Genomic DNA, 12,987 nt, shown 5'->3' on the forward strand with positions numbered 1-12,987 from the left:
GCGGGTTACGGCGGGGGTGGGATCGGTAGCAGTCTCGACGGGCCTCCGCCGAGCAGCCAGGGCGGGAGCAGTGACAAGGGGTTCAGGTAGGTCTCGCCCCGCAGCAGGCCCCAGTGGACGCAGGACGCCGGTCCGCAGTGTGACCGGTGCGCACCGTCCGGCTCCCGTGACCCGTCCGGCTCCCGTGACCCGTCCGGCTCCCGTGACCCGTCCGGTTCCCGTGACCCGTTCGGCTCCACCGTGCCCACCACTTCGCCCGCCCGCACCTCGTCCCCGCGGCGGACCGAGGCCCGTACCGGCTCGTACGTCGTCCGCAGGTCCGTGCCCGCCAGGGACACCGACACCACACCGCGGCCCGCCACCCGCCCCGCGAACGTCACCCGGCCGGCCGCCACCGCCCGCACCGGGGCCCCGGCCGGTGCCGCGAGGTCCACTCCCCGGTGCCCCGCCGCGTACACCGTGGCCGGCGGTTCCCAGCCCCGCAGGACCGGCGGCCGGGTGCCCACCGGCCAGCCGCGGGCGACGGCCGGCACCGGGCCCGGCGGCGGTGGCGCGGGCGCCGGCAGCGGGGCCGGCGGGGTGTCCGCGCGGGCCGGCGGGGTGAGCGGGGCGGTCGCCGTCATCAGCAGCAGGGCCGTACAGATCATCGCGTGGCGCATGCCGTACACCGTCCCGCACCCGCGCCGGTCGGGGCCGGCGCCTGTGGACTACTCGCCGGTTGTGGACGGTGCCGTCACCCGGCGCCCCGTCGGTCCCGTACACTTCTTCTGGCGATCCGGGTCACCGGGTCGACTTCGCACGCCCCGGTACGGCGACCGGCAACGGTGTCGTACCAGCGCCCCTCGGTCCTTAGTGGCACGGCGCAACGCGGGCGTCAGGCGCGACCGCCGTCCGGCGGACGCGGCACAACCGAGAACACCAAGGAGAAACGGCCATGGCCGTCGTCACGATGCGGGAGCTGCTGGAGAGCGGCGTCCACTTCGGTCACCAGACCCGTCGCTGGAACCCGAAGATGAAGCGCTTCATCTTCACCGAGCGCAACGGCATCTACATCATCGACCTGCTCCAGTCGCTGTCGTACATCGACCGCGCCTACGAGTTCGTCAAGGAGACCGTCGCCCACGGCGGCACGGTCATGTTCGTCGGCACGAAGAAGCAGGCGCAGGAGGCCATCGCCGAGCAGGCCACCCGCGTCGGCATGCCGTACGTCAACCAGCGCTGGCTGGGCGGCATGCTCACCAACTTCTCGACCGTCTACAAGCGTCTGCAGCGCCTCAAGGAGCTCGAGCAGATCGACTTCGAGGACGTCGCGGCCTCCGGTCTGACCAAGAAGGAGCTGCTGGTCCTCTCCCGCGAGAAGGCCAAGCTGGAGAAGACCCTCGGCGGTATCCGCGAGATGCAGAAGGTGCCCAGCGCCGTCTGGATCGTGGACACCAAGAAGGAGCACATCGCCGTCGGTGAGGCCCGGAAGCTGAACATCCCGGTCGTCGCGATCCTCGACACCAACTGCGACCCCGACGAGGTCGACTACAAGATCCCGGGCAACGACGACGCGATCCGCTCCGTCACCCTGCTCACCCGTGTGATCGCCGACGCCGTCGCCGAGGGCCTCATCTCCCGTTCCGGCGTGGCCGCCGGTGACAAGGGCGAGAAGGCCGCGGGCGAGCCGCTCGCCGAGTGGGAGCGCGACCTGCTCGAGGGTGAGAAGAAGGCCGAGGAGACCCCGGCCGCCGAGGCCGCTCCGGCCGAGGACGCCGCTCCGGCCGAGGCTGCTGCCCCGGCTGAGGAGGCCGCTCCGGCCGAGGCCGCTGCCCCGGCCGAGGGCGAGCAGGCCGCCGCGGAGGGCGAGCAGGCCTGACGCCGGTCCGTCAGCGTTCGACGGCGGGGGCGGTACCTCACCCGGTAGCCCCTCGGGCGCGGTGAAGTCCGCCCCCGCCGTTCACCCGTAGGCCGGCACGGTGTACGCGGTCCGCGACTGCACGCGGGTCGCGGCCGTGCGGACCTAAACCAGACTTCGAGAAAGACTCACAGACTCATGGCGAACTACACCGCCGCCGACGTCAAGAAGCTCCGTGAGCTCACCGGCGCCGGCATGATGGACTGCAAGAAGGCGCTGGACGAGGCCGAGGGCAACGTCGAGAAGGCCGTCGAGGCGCTGCGCATCAAGGGCCAGAAGGGCGTCGCCAAGCGCGAGGGCCGCTCCGCCGAGAACGGCGCCGTGGTCTCCGTCATCGCCGGCGACAACTCCTCCGGTGTCCTGGTCGAGCTGAAGTGCGAGACGGACTTCGTCGCCAAGGGTGAGAAGTTCCAGGCCGTGGCCAACGCCATCGCCGAGCACGCCGCCAAGACGAACCCGGCCGACATCGCGGCCCTGCTGGCCTCCGAGATCGAGCCCGGCAAGACCGTCCAGGCGTACGTGGACGAGGCCAACGCCAACCTCGGCGAGAAGATCGTCCTGGACCGCTTCGCGCAGTTCGCCGACGGCTACGTCACGGCCTACATGCACCGCACCATGCCCGACCTGCCCCCGCAGATCGGTGTCCTGGTCGAGTTCGACAAGCCGAACGCCGAGGTCGCCAAGGGCATCGCCCAGCACATCGCCGCCTTCGCGCCGAAGTACCTCTCCAAGGACGAGATCCCGGCCGACGTCGTCGAGTCCGAGCGCCGCATCGCCGAGGAGACCACCCGCGCCGAGGGCAAGCCCGAGGCCGCGATCGCCAAGATCGTCGAGGGTCGGCTGAACGGCTTCTTCAAGGACGCCACGCTGCTCGGCCAGCCGTACGCGCTGGACAACAAGAAGTCGGTCCAGAAGGTTCTGGACGAGGCCGGTGTCACCCTGAAGCGCTTCTCGCGCATCAAGGTCGGCATCTGAGTCCGTACCGCGATCGACGCGCGACCCCCGGAGAAATCCCCGAGGAATTCCCGATAGGGTCGACCGCAGTCGTCCGTCCACACCGCCACACCCCGGCGTGCGGCGGACGGCAGCAGATCTGACGAGGAGGCCATTGCCGCGCATGGGAGCGAAAAGCGACCCCATCGGCAATGGCCTTCTTCGTATGTGCAACACGTGAAAGAGGCGGGATCCCCCATGACCACCAAGGCCCAGAAGAGCGACGACGGCAAAGTACCCGGCCGGTTTCTGCTGAAGCTGTCCGGAGAGGCCTTCTCCGGCGGCGGGGGCCTGGGCGTCGACCCCGACGTGGTGCACAAGATCGCCCGTGAGATCGCGGCCGTCGTGCGCGACGGAGCGCAGGTCGCGGTCGTCATCGGCGGCGGCAACTTCTTCCGCGGCGCCGAACTCCAGCAGCGCGGCATGGACCGCGCCCGCTCCGACTACATGGGCATGCTCGGCACCGTGATGAACTGCCTCGCCCTCCAGGACTTCCTGGAGAAGGAGGGCATCCAGTCCCGGGTGCAGACCGCCATCACCATGGGCCAGGTCGCCGAGCCGTACATCCCGCTGCGCGCCGTGCGCCACCTGGAGAAGGGCCGCGTGGTCATCTTCGGCGCCGGTATGGGCATGCCGTACTTCTCCACCGACACCACCGCCGCCCAGCGCGCCCTGGAGATCGACGCCGAGGCGCTCCTCATGGGCAAGAACGGCGTCGACGGGGTCTACGACTCCGACCCCAAGACCAACCCCGACGCCGTCAAGTTCGACGCGCTCGGCTACGGCGAGGTCATCACCCGCGACCTCAAGGTCGCCGACGCCACCGCCGTCACGCTGTGCCGTGACAACAAGCTCCCGATCCTCGTCTTCGAACTCCTCGCGGAGGGCAATATCGCCCGCGCCGTCAAGGGTGAGAAGATCGGCACGCTGGTGGGTGACCAGAGCAGCCGGGACTGACCGGCACGCTCCCGTCGTCCGGGAACGCCACCTGTCCGGGGGACGGACGGGACGCGCCCTGGCCGGGGGATGGACAATGTCCTGCCGGTCGGGAACCGTGCAGGAAGAAGACGCGACGCAGCCGGCCGCCGCCCCGCGGGGAACCGCAGCCGGGCCTTACTCAAGACACGCAGGAGCAAGTGGTGATCGAAGAGACCCTCCTCGAAGCCGAGGAGAAGATGGAGAAGGCCGTCGTGGTCGCCAAGGAGGACTTCGCCGCGATCCGCACCGGCCGTGCGCACCCGGCGATGTTCAACAAGATCGTGGCCGACTACTACGGTGCCCCGACGCCGATCAACCAGCTGGCCTCGTTCTCCGTGCCGGAGCCGCGCATGGCGGTCGTGACGCCGTTCGACAAGACCGCGCTGCGCAACATCGAGCAGGCCATCCGAGACTCCGACCTGGGCGTCAACCCCAGCAACGACGGCAACATCATCCGGGTGGTGTTCCCCGAGCTGACCGAGGAGCGGCGCCGCGAGTACATCAAGGTCGCCAAGGCCAAGGGCGAGGACGCGAAGGTGTCCATCCGCTCCGTGCGTCGCAAGGCCAAGGACGCCATCGACAAGCTGGTCAAGGACGGCGAGATCGGTGAGGACGAGGGCCGCCGTGCGGAGAAGGAACTCGACGACCTGACGGCGAAGTACGTCGCCCAGGTGGACGAGCTCCTCAAGCACAAGGAAGCGGAGCTGCTCGAAGTCTGATGAGCGACTCTTCCTGGGGGGCGCCGCCGCCGGCGGGGCAGGCCGGTTACTGGGGGTCCACCGCGGGCGGACCTGTCCAGGGGACTGCCCCGGCGGGTCCCGCGTACGATGCGCCTGAGGCGCAGCACACTCGCCCCATGCCGATCGTGCCCGACGGCCCCGCGTACGGCGGAGACCAGGACGACGACCGGGGGGCCGCCCGGCTGAGCGGCCCCCTGTTCCGCGACGAGCCGTTCCAGGCCCGGGAACTCCCGGCCGAGACCCAGAACCCGGAGCCCATGCCCGACGTCCCGCAGCAGCCGCCGCCGGCGCCGCAGAAGAAGAGCGCGGGCCGTGACCTGAGCGCGGCCATAGGCGTCGGCGTCGGGCTCGGCGTGGTGATCGTCGCGTCCCTGTTCGTCCGCAAGGCCGTGTTCGTCGGGGTGATCGCGGTCGCGGTCGTCGTCGGCCTGTGGGAGCTGACCAGCAGGCTCCAGGAGCGCAAGGACATCAAGGCGCCGCTCGTGCCGCTCGCGGTGGGCGGCGCGGCCATGGTCGTCGCCGGCTATGTGCGCGGCGCGGAGGGCGCGTGGGTCGCCATGGCCCTCACCGCCCTGGCCACCCTGGTGTGGCGGATGACGGAGCCACCGGAGGGGTATCTCAAGGACGTCACGGCCGCCGTCTTCGCCGCGTTCTACGTCCCGTTCCTGGCCACGTTCGTCGCGCTGCTGCTCACCGCCGACGACGGTCCCTGGCGGGTGCTGACCTTCCTGGTGCTGACGGTCGTCAGCGACACCGGCGCCTACGCGGTCGGCTGGCGCTTCGGCAAGCACAAGCTGGCCCCGCGCATCAGTCCCGGCAAGACCCGCGAGGGCCTGCTGGGCGCGGTGCTGTTCGCGATGGCGGCGGGCGCGCTGTGCATGCAGTTCCTGATCGACGACGGCGTCTGGTGGCAGGGCCTGCTGCTGGGTCTGGCCGTCGCGGCCAGCGCGACCCTCGGCGACCTCGGCGAATCCATGATCAAGCGGGACCTGGGCATCAAGGACATGGGCACCTTGCTCCCCGGCCACGGCGGCATCATGGACCGGCTGGACTCGCTGCTGCCGACGGCACCGGTGGTGTGGCTGCTCATGGTGGTCTTCGTCGGCTCCGCGTGAGCGGAACGGTCGTCGCGGCCCCCGTCCCGGTCCGGGGCGGGGGCCGCGGCCGTACCCGGATGCCGCAGCCCGGCTCGGCGGCCGGCCCCGGCGCGCGGCAGACTCCCTGACAGGACGCCGCCCCCACCGCCGCCGCGCCGCCCAGGGAGAGCCCGCCATGCCCCTCGACCCACCCCCGCCCGGGAACCCGGCCGCCGACGCGCCCCTCTCGGTGGGCGCCGCTCCCGGCGATGGCACGCCCCCGGCCGCGAACCCGGCCGCCGACGTGCCCCTGGCCGGAGGCCCCGCTCCCACCGATGACGCGCCCCTGTGCGCGGACCCTGCCTCCGCCGGTGGTGTGCCCGGGTCCGTGACCCCTGTCTGTGCCGGTGGCCCGCCCCTGACGGTGAGTGCCGCTCCCGGCGATGGCACGCCCCCGGCCGCGGACCCGGCCCCGGCCGCCGACGTGCCCCTGGCCGGAGGCCCCGCTCCCGGCGATGGCGCGCCCCCGTGTGCGAACCCGGCCCCCGCCGGTGGTGTGCCCCCGTCGGCGGGCCTCGCTCCCCCCGCCGACGCGCCCCAGTGCGCGAACCCGCCCCCGGCCGCCGACGCACCCTCGCCCGCGAACTCGGCCCCCGCCGCCGATGTGCCCCTCTCGGTAGGCCCGGTTCCCGCCGCCGACGCGCCCCTGTCGGTGGGCCCCGCTCCCGCCGTCGGCGCGTCCCGGTCCATGAACCGGGCCCCCGCCGACAGCCCGCCCCCGCCCGGGAACCCCGTCCCCGCGGCCTGTCCCGTCGCTTCCGCTTCGCCCGTGCGGTTCTGGCCTGTCGGTGATCTGCCGGGGCTTGATCCCGATCCGTTTCTGGACGCGTTGTTGCGTGCGGAGCCGGTCAGCCGGATCCGGCTGCCGTACGGCGTGGGCTGGGCCTGGCTGGTCACGCGGTACGACGACGTGCGCTTCGTCACCTCCGACCCGCGCTTCTCCCGGGCCCGGGTCGCCGGCCGCGAGGTCACCAGCATGCGCCCGGCGCCCGTCGCCTCGCAGACGGCCGGCCTGCAGTACACCGACCCGCCCCGGCACAGCCTGCTGCGCCGGGTCGTCGCCCGCGCCTTCACCGGGCCGAGCATGCGGCGGCTGCGCCCGCTCGCCGAGCGCCGGGCCGCCGGACTGCTCGACGGCATGGCGCGCGCCGGCGCACCGGCCGACCTCGTGGCCCATCTGCACGGCCCCTTCCCGATCGCCGTGCTCCGCGACTTCCTCGGCGTGGACGAGCGGGACTGGCAGCGGTGGGCCGCGACCGGCGAGGCCCTGCTGTCGGCGGGTGCCGGCTCGGCGGAACGCGCCCGGGAGGCCGCCCGGGAGACCCGGGCCCGGATCACGGAACTGCTGCGCCGCCGCCGCGAGGAACCCCGCGACGATCTGGCGGGAGTGCTCGCCCGCGCCGCCGCCACCGGCGAGATCACCGACGACGAGGCGGTCTCCCTGGCGATCGCCGTCCAGGTCAGCGGCGGCCACGCGGTCCGTACCAACAGCGCCGCGATGATGTACGCGCTGCTCACCCACCCCGCGCACCTGGACCGGCTGCGCCGCGCGCCGGAGCTGCTGCCCCGGGCCGTGGAGGAACTGTTCCGCTACGTCCCGCACCGCAACGGCGTCGGCATCCCCCGGATCGCCACCGAGGACGTCACGATCGGCGGCCGGCTGATCCGCGCCGGCGACGTGGTCTACAACGCCTACGTCGCCGCCAACCGCGACCCCGCGGTGTTCCCCGGCCCCGACACCCTGGACTTCGACCGGGACCACCCCGCCCACCTGGCCTTCGGTCACGGCCCGCACCACTGCCTGGCCGCCGTCATGGCCCGGATGGAGGCCGAGATCATGATCGGCTCGGTGCTCGCCCGCTTCCCCGGCATCCGCCTGGCCGTACCTCCCGAGGACGTCCCCTTCCACCGCCGGGGCCTGCTCCGGGGCCCGGAGTCCCTGCCGGTGAGATGGTGAGGCACGCCTCCCCGACATCTCTCCGGGACACCCGGGTCGATCTGCGACACTGGTAACGCCATGCCTAAGCCCGGAGAACTCACTTTCGTCGCCCCGCGCGGAGCCAAGAAGCCGCCGCGGCATCTCGCCGATCTCACGCCCGCCGAGCGCAAGGACGCGGTGGCCGAGGTCGGGGAGAAGCCGTTCCGTGCCAAGCAGCTCGCGCAGCACTACTTCGCGCGGTACGCGCACGACCCCGAGCAGTGGACCGACATCCCCGCCGGTTCGCGCGCCAAGCTGCAAGAAGCGCTGTTCCCGGAGCTGATGACCGTCGTCCGGCATCTGTCCACCGACCAGGGGACCACGCGCAAGACGCTGTGGCGGCTGTTCGACGGCACCCTCGTGGAGTCCGTGCTGATGCGGTACCCGGACCGGGTGACCATGTGCATCAGCTCGCAGGCCGGCTGCGGGATGAACTGCCCGTTCTGCGCCACCGGCCAGGCGGGTCTGGACCGGAACCTGTCCACCGCCGAGATCGTCCACCAGATCGTGGACGGCATGCGGGCGCTGCGCGACGGCGAGGTGCCGGGCGGTCCGGCGCGGCTGTCCAACATCGTCTTCATGGGGATGGGCGAGCCGCTCGCCAACTACAAGCGGGTCGTGGGTGCCATCCGGGCGCTCACCGACCCCGCCCCGGACGGGCTCGGCCTCTCCCAGCGCGGGATCACCGTCTCCACCGTGGGCCTGGTGCCGGCCATCCACCGGTTCGCCGACGAGGACTTCAAGTGCCGGCTGGCGATCTCCCTGCACGCCCCCGACGACGAGCTGCGCGACACCCTCGTCCCGGTGAACACCCGCTGGAAGGTCCGCGAGGTGCTGGACGCCGGGTTCGAGTACGCCGCGAAGAGCGGGCGCCGGCTGTCGATCGAGTACGCGCTGATCCGCGACATCAACGACCAGGCCTGGCGCGGCGACCGGCTCGGCCGGCTGCTCAAGGGCAGGCCCGTGCACGTCAACCTGATCCCGCTGAACCCGACGCCGGGCTCCCAGTGGACCGCGTCGCGGCCGGAGGATGAGAAGGCGTTCGTGGAGGCCATCGCCGCGCACGGGGTGCCGGTCACCATCCGGGACACCCGCGGTCAGGAGATCGACGGAGCCTGTGGTCAGCTCGCGGCCACCGAGCGGTAATCTGACCACGTCCACATATCTTCATATTCCGACAGGGGAGCGCCACAGCGCTGAGAGTGCGGCACCGGGCCGCAGACCCTCTGAACCTCGCCCAGGTCATTCTGGGTAGGAAGTTCGGTCACCACTCAAGCTGTTGCGCCCTGTCCGGGTCTCCCCGCGGAGACCCGGACAGGGCCGCGTCTCTTCCTGGCCCACTCCAGGAGGACACTTCACGTGCACACCAAGACCCTCGTGGCCGCGGCGGTCGGTCTCGGCCTGCTGGCCCTCTCCGGGTGCGGGTCGTCGGACACCGGGGACTCCGCCCGCGCCAAGACCGTCACGCTGGTCAGCCACGACTCCTGGGCCGTCTCCAAAAGCGTCGTCAAGGACTTCGAGAAGCGGTCCGGGTACAAGCTGCGGGTCCTCAAGGACGGCGACGCCGGACAGGCCGTCAACAAGGCGATCCTGACCAAGGGCAACCCGCAGGGCGACGTCTTCTTCGGCGTCGACAACACCCTGCTCTCCCGGGCCCTGGACAACGGCCTGTTCCAGCCGTACGAGGCGAAGGGCTCCGCCGCGATCCCGCCCGCGGACCGCGCCGACCAGGCCGGGCACCACGTCACGCCCGTCGACACCGGCGACATCTGCGTCAACTACGACAAGGCCTACTTCAGCGAGCACAAGCTGACCCCGCCGCGGACCTTCGCCGACCTCGCCGCGCCCCGGTACAAGGACCTCCTCGTCACCGAGAACGCGGCCACCTCCTCGCCCGGCCTCGGCTTCCTGCTCGGCAGCGCCGCCGCGTTCGGCGACGACGGCTGGGAGGGGTACTGGAAGAAGCTCAAGGCCAACGGCGTCAAGGTCGTCGACGGCTGGGAGCAGGCCTACTACCAGGAGTTCTCCGGTTCCTCCGAGGGCAGGAAGGCCGGCGGCGACCGGCCGCTCGTCGTGTCGTACGCCTCCTCCCCGCCCGCCGAGGTGATCTACGCCAAGAAGCGGCCCGCCACCGCCCCGACCGGCGTGGCGTACGGCACCTGCTTCCGGCAGACCGAGTACGCCGGGCTGCTGGCCGGCGCCCGCAACCCCGAGGGCGGCAAGGCGCTCCTCGACTTCCTGCTCACCCGGGAGTTCCAGGAGGACATGCCGCTGAACATGTTCGTCTACCCGGTGGTGAAGGGCGCGAAGGTGCCGGCCGAGTTCACGCAGTACGGTCCGGCGGCGAAGGACCCGCGGACCCTGGCCCCCGGGAAGATCGCCGCCAACCGCGACCAGTGGGTCAAGTCGTGGACCTCGCTCGTACTGAAGTAGCCCGGACCCGGCGCGGGAGCGCGGCGCGGCTGGGGCTGATGGCCCTGCCCGTCGCGTTCTTCGCCGTGTTCTTCGCCTGGCCGGTCGCCGCGATCGTCGCGCGCGGGCTGAAGACGGACGGCACCTGGCACCTCGGCCGGATCGCGGACGTCGTCACCCAGCCGGACCTGCGGCAGGTGCTGTGGTTCACCACCTGGCAGGCGCTCGCCTCCACCGCGCTCACCCTGCTGCTCGCGCTGCCCGCCGCCTATGTCTTCGCCCGCCTCGACTTCCCCGGCCGGCACCTGCTGCGGGCCGTCGTCACGGTCCCGTTCGTGCTGCCCACCGTCGTCGCCGGCAGCGCCTTCCTGGCGCTGGTCGGCCGGGGCGGCCTGCTGGACGAGCTGTGGGGGGTACGGCTGGACACCACGGTGTGGGCGATCCTGCTGGCCCACGTCTTCTTCAACTACGCGGTCGTCGTCCGCACGGTCGGCGGCCTGTGGGCGCAGCTCGACCCCCGGCAGGAGGAGGCCGCGCGGATGCTGGGCGCCTCCCCGCTGACGGCCTGGCGCAAGGTCACGCTGCCCGCGCTCGGGCCCGCCGTGGCCGCCGCCGCCCTGATGGTGTTCCTGTTCACCTTCACCTCCTTCGGAGTGGTGCAGATCCTCGGCGGCCCCGCCTTCTCCACCATCGAGGTGGAGATCTACCGCCAGACCTCCGAGACCTTCGACCTGGCCACGGCCGCCGTCCTCACCCTGGTGCAGTTCGCCGCCGTCGGCGCGATCCTCGCCGTACACGCCTGGACGGTACGGCGGCGGGAGAGCGCGCTGCGCCTGGTCGACGCCGCGACGACCGCCCGCCGGCCGCGCGGGACCGGACAGCGCGCGCTGCTCGCCGGCGTCCTGGCCGGCATCGCCCTGCTGCTGGTGCTGCCGCTCGGCGTCCTCGTCCGGCGCTCCCTGGACGCCCCCGGCCTCGGCTACTACCGGGCGCTGACGGATCCCGACGGCGGTACGTTCCTGGTGGCGCCGGTGCACGCGGTGTGGACCTCGCTGGAGTACGCCGCGGCCGCCACCGCCATCGCCATGGTGATCGGCACCCTCGCCGCCGCCGCGCTGGCCCGCCGGGACGCCGGACGGCTGGTGCGGGGCTTCGACGCGCTGCTGATGCTGCCGCTCGGCGTGTCCGCCGTGACCGTCGGCTTCGGCTTCCTGATCGCCCTCGACAAGCCGCCGCTGGACCTGCGCCAGTCCTGGATCCTGGTGCCGCTCGCCCAGGCGCTGGTCGGCGCCCCCTTCGTCGTACGGACCATGCTGCCCGTGCTGCGCGCGGTGGACGTGCGCCTGCGGGAGGCCGCCGCCGTGCTCGGCGCCCCGCCCTGGCGGGTGTGGCGGGAGGTGGACCTGCCGCTGGTGCGGCGGGCGCTGCTGGTCGCGGCCGGTTTCGCGTTCGCCGTGTCGCTGGGGGAGTTCGGGGCGACCGTGTTCATCGCCCGGCCCGACAACCCCACGCTCCCGGTCGCCGTGGCCCGGCTGCTCAGCCGCCCCGGCGATCTCAACTACGGCCAGGCGATGGCCCTTTCGACCATTCTGATGGTGGTGTGCGCCCTCGCGCTGCTGATCCTGGAGCGGCTGCGCACCGACCGGACGGGGGAGTTCTAGATGCTGCTCGGCCTGGATGCCGCGACCGTGCGCTTCGGCGGGCGGGCCGTGCTCGACGCGGTCGGCCTGGAAGTCGCCGCCCACGAGGTGGTGTGCGTGCTCGGGCCCAGCGGCAGCGGCAAGTCCACGCTGCTGCGGACGGTGGCGGGACTGCAACCCCTGGACAGCGGCCGGGTGCTGCTCGACGGCCGGGACCAGACGGGCGTGCCCGCGCACAAGCGCGACGTCGGCCTGATGTTCCAGGACCACCAGTTGTTCCCGCAGCGGGACGTCGGCGCCAACGTGGCCTTCGGGCTGCGCATGCACGGCGTCGCCAAGGGCGAACGGGACGCCGAGGTGGGCCGGTTGCTGGAGCTGGTCGGCCTGCCCGGGGCCGCCCGGCGGGCCGTCGCCTCCCTGTCCGGCGGCGAACAGCAGCGCGTGGCCCTCGCCCGGGCGCTCGCGCCCCGGCCCCGGCTGCTCATGCTGGACGAGCCGCTCGGCCAGCTCGACCGCTCGCTGCGCGAACGGCTCGTGGTCGAACTGCGGGAACTGTTCGGCCGGCTGGGCACCACCGTGCTCGCCGTCACCCACGACCAGGGGGAGGCGTTCGCGCTGGCCGACCGGGTGGTGGTGATGCGGGACGGGCGGATCGCGCAGTCCGGGACGCCGGTCGAGGTGTGGCAGCGGCCCGCGGACGCCTTCGTGGCCCGCTTCCTCGGCTTCCAGAACGTGGCACCGGCAACCGTCTCCGGCCCGGCCGCCGACAGCCCCTGGGGCAAGCTGCCCGTGCCGGACGGCTCGGCGCAGGGCAGCCGCACGGTCCTCGTCCGCCCGGCCGGGGTCCGGCTGGTGCCGGCCGGCCGGGGCCTGCCCTGCACGGTGACCGCCCGCACCTTCAAGGGCACCCATGTCGCCGTCCACCTCCAGCCCGCGGACGGACCGCGCCTGGAGGCGGCCTGCTCGCTGCGGGACGCGCCCGGCCCCGGCGACCGCGTCGGCGTGGAGTTCGACGCGGCCGAGATCGCCGTGCTGGACTGATCGTCCGCCGCTGGGGCCTGTCGTTCGGATCACGCCGGGCTCGCGGGCCCCGGCACCGCTCCTCGCCGCTTCGGCGGTGAAGGAGCCGCGCGGGCCCGGCCGTCAGGTCCCTCCGCACGCGTGCGGAGGGACCGGACCCGCTCACCTCAAAGCTGCTCGCCCTCCACCGCCG

At 72.6% G+C, this 12,987-nt stretch carries 11 protein-coding genes; 10 read left to right on the forward strand and 1 reads right to left on the reverse strand.

Translation table 11 applies throughout. The annotated features are described in order from the left end of the window. Positions 1-5 precede the first annotated feature (5 nt). Positions 6-659 (reverse strand): peptidoglycan DD-metalloendopeptidase family protein, encoded by a 654-nt coding sequence (locus tag ACZ4SV_RS30170; RefSeq protein ID WP_468007970.1) that lies wholly within the window; start codon positions 657-659, stop codon positions 6-8. A gap of 275 nt (positions 660-934) precedes the next feature. Here ACZ4SV_RS30170 and rpsB point away from each other — a divergent pair, with 275 nt between their 5' ends. From rpsB to ACZ4SV_RS30220, 10 genes are all read left to right on the forward strand, one after another. After that, positions 935-1,858 carry a 30S ribosomal protein S2 gene (gene rpsB, locus ACZ4SV_RS30175; RefSeq protein ID WP_365872055.1) on the forward strand — a complete coding sequence of 308 codons (924 nt, stop codon included), beginning with the start codon at positions 935-937 and terminating at the stop codon, positions 1,856-1,858. A 177-nt stretch (positions 1,859-2,035) separates the two neighbouring features. Beyond that, positions 2,036-2,872 carry a translation elongation factor Ts gene (tsf, locus tag ACZ4SV_RS30180; RefSeq protein WP_365872057.1) on the forward strand — a complete coding sequence of 279 codons (837 nt, stop codon included), beginning with the start codon at positions 2,036-2,038 and terminating at the stop codon, positions 2,870-2,872. A 216-nt stretch (positions 2,873-3,088) separates the two neighbouring features. After that, positions 3,089-3,847, forward strand: a complete 759-nt coding sequence (gene pyrH, locus ACZ4SV_RS30185; protein WP_365872059.1) for a UMP kinase — start codon at positions 3,089-3,091, stop codon at positions 3,845-3,847. A 182-nt stretch (positions 3,848-4,029) separates the two neighbouring features. Beyond that, the gene (frr, locus tag ACZ4SV_RS30190; protein WP_365872061.1) at positions 4,030-4,587 is read left to right on the forward strand and encodes a ribosome recycling factor; all 558 of its coding nucleotides are present in this window, start codon (positions 4,030-4,032) and stop codon (positions 4,585-4,587) included. Continuing rightward, positions 4,587-5,723: a phosphatidate cytidylyltransferase gene (locus ACZ4SV_RS30195; protein ID WP_468007973.1), complete on the forward strand. Its 1,137-nt coding sequence runs from the start codon at positions 4,587-4,589 to the stop codon at positions 5,721-5,723. Before frr ends, ACZ4SV_RS30195 begins: the two co-directional genes overlap by 1 nt. A 709-nt stretch (positions 5,724-6,432) precedes the next feature. Further along, positions 6,433-7,701: a cytochrome P450 gene (locus ACZ4SV_RS30200; protein ID WP_468007975.1), complete on the forward strand. Its 1,269-nt coding sequence runs from the start codon at positions 6,433-6,435 to the stop codon at positions 7,699-7,701. Between the two features lie 60 nt (positions 7,702-7,761). After that, the gene (gene rlmN, locus ACZ4SV_RS30205; RefSeq protein ID WP_468007977.1) at positions 7,762-8,868 is read left to right on the forward strand and encodes a dual-specificity RNA methyltransferase RlmN; all 1,107 of its coding nucleotides are present in this window, start codon (positions 7,762-7,764) and stop codon (positions 8,866-8,868) included. A 213-nt stretch (positions 8,869-9,081) separates the two neighbouring features. Then, complete coding sequence (locus ACZ4SV_RS30210) at positions 9,082-10,155, forward strand: thiamine ABC transporter substrate-binding protein (RefSeq protein WP_468007980.1); 1,074 nt, start codon at positions 9,082-9,084, stop codon at positions 10,153-10,155. A gap of 38 nt (positions 10,156-10,193) precedes the next feature. Continuing rightward, positions 10,194-11,795, forward strand: coding sequence for an ABC transporter permease (locus tag ACZ4SV_RS30215; RefSeq protein ID WP_365881504.1), 1,602 nt, complete (start codon positions 10,194-10,196; stop codon positions 11,793-11,795). Further along, a complete protein-coding gene (locus ACZ4SV_RS30220) occupies positions 11,796-12,815 on the forward strand; it encodes an ABC transporter ATP-binding protein (RefSeq protein ID WP_468007983.1) in 1,020 nt (339 codons plus the stop codon). Positions 12,816-12,987 lie beyond the last annotated feature (172 nt).

It is taken from the genome of Streptomyces sp. NPDC027672, assembly GCF_055566335.1.

Excerpts from the sequence above, each read along its gene's own strand:
- ACZ4SV_RS30170 (WP_468007970.1), bottom strand. The coding sequence starts at position 659 with ATGCGCCACGCGATGATCTGTACGGCCCTGCTGCTGATGACGGCGACC.
- rpsB (WP_365872055.1), top strand. The coding sequence starts at position 935 with ATGGCCGTCGTCACGATGCGGGAGCTGCTGGAGAGCGGCGTCCACTTC.
- tsf (WP_365872057.1), top strand. The coding sequence starts at position 2,036 with ATGGCGAACTACACCGCCGCCGACGTCAAGAAGCTCCGTGAGCTCACC.
- pyrH (WP_365872059.1), top strand. The coding sequence starts at position 3,089 with ATGACCACCAAGGCCCAGAAGAGCGACGACGGCAAAGTACCCGGCCGG.
- ACZ4SV_RS30195 (WP_468007973.1), top strand. The coding sequence starts at position 4,587 with ATGAGCGACTCTTCCTGGGGGGCGCCGCCGCCGGCGGGGCAGGCCGGT.
- ACZ4SV_RS30200 (WP_468007975.1), top strand. The coding sequence starts at position 6,433 with ATGAACCGGGCCCCCGCCGACAGCCCGCCCCCGCCCGGGAACCCCGTC.
- rlmN (WP_468007977.1), top strand. The coding sequence starts at position 7,762 with ATGCCTAAGCCCGGAGAACTCACTTTCGTCGCCCCGCGCGGAGCCAAG.
- ACZ4SV_RS30215 (WP_365881504.1), top strand. The coding sequence starts at position 10,194 with ATGGCCCTGCCCGTCGCGTTCTTCGCCGTGTTCTTCGCCTGGCCGGTC.
- ACZ4SV_RS30220 (WP_468007983.1), top strand. The coding sequence starts at position 11,796 with ATGCTGCTCGGCCTGGATGCCGCGACCGTGCGCTTCGGCGGGCGGGCC.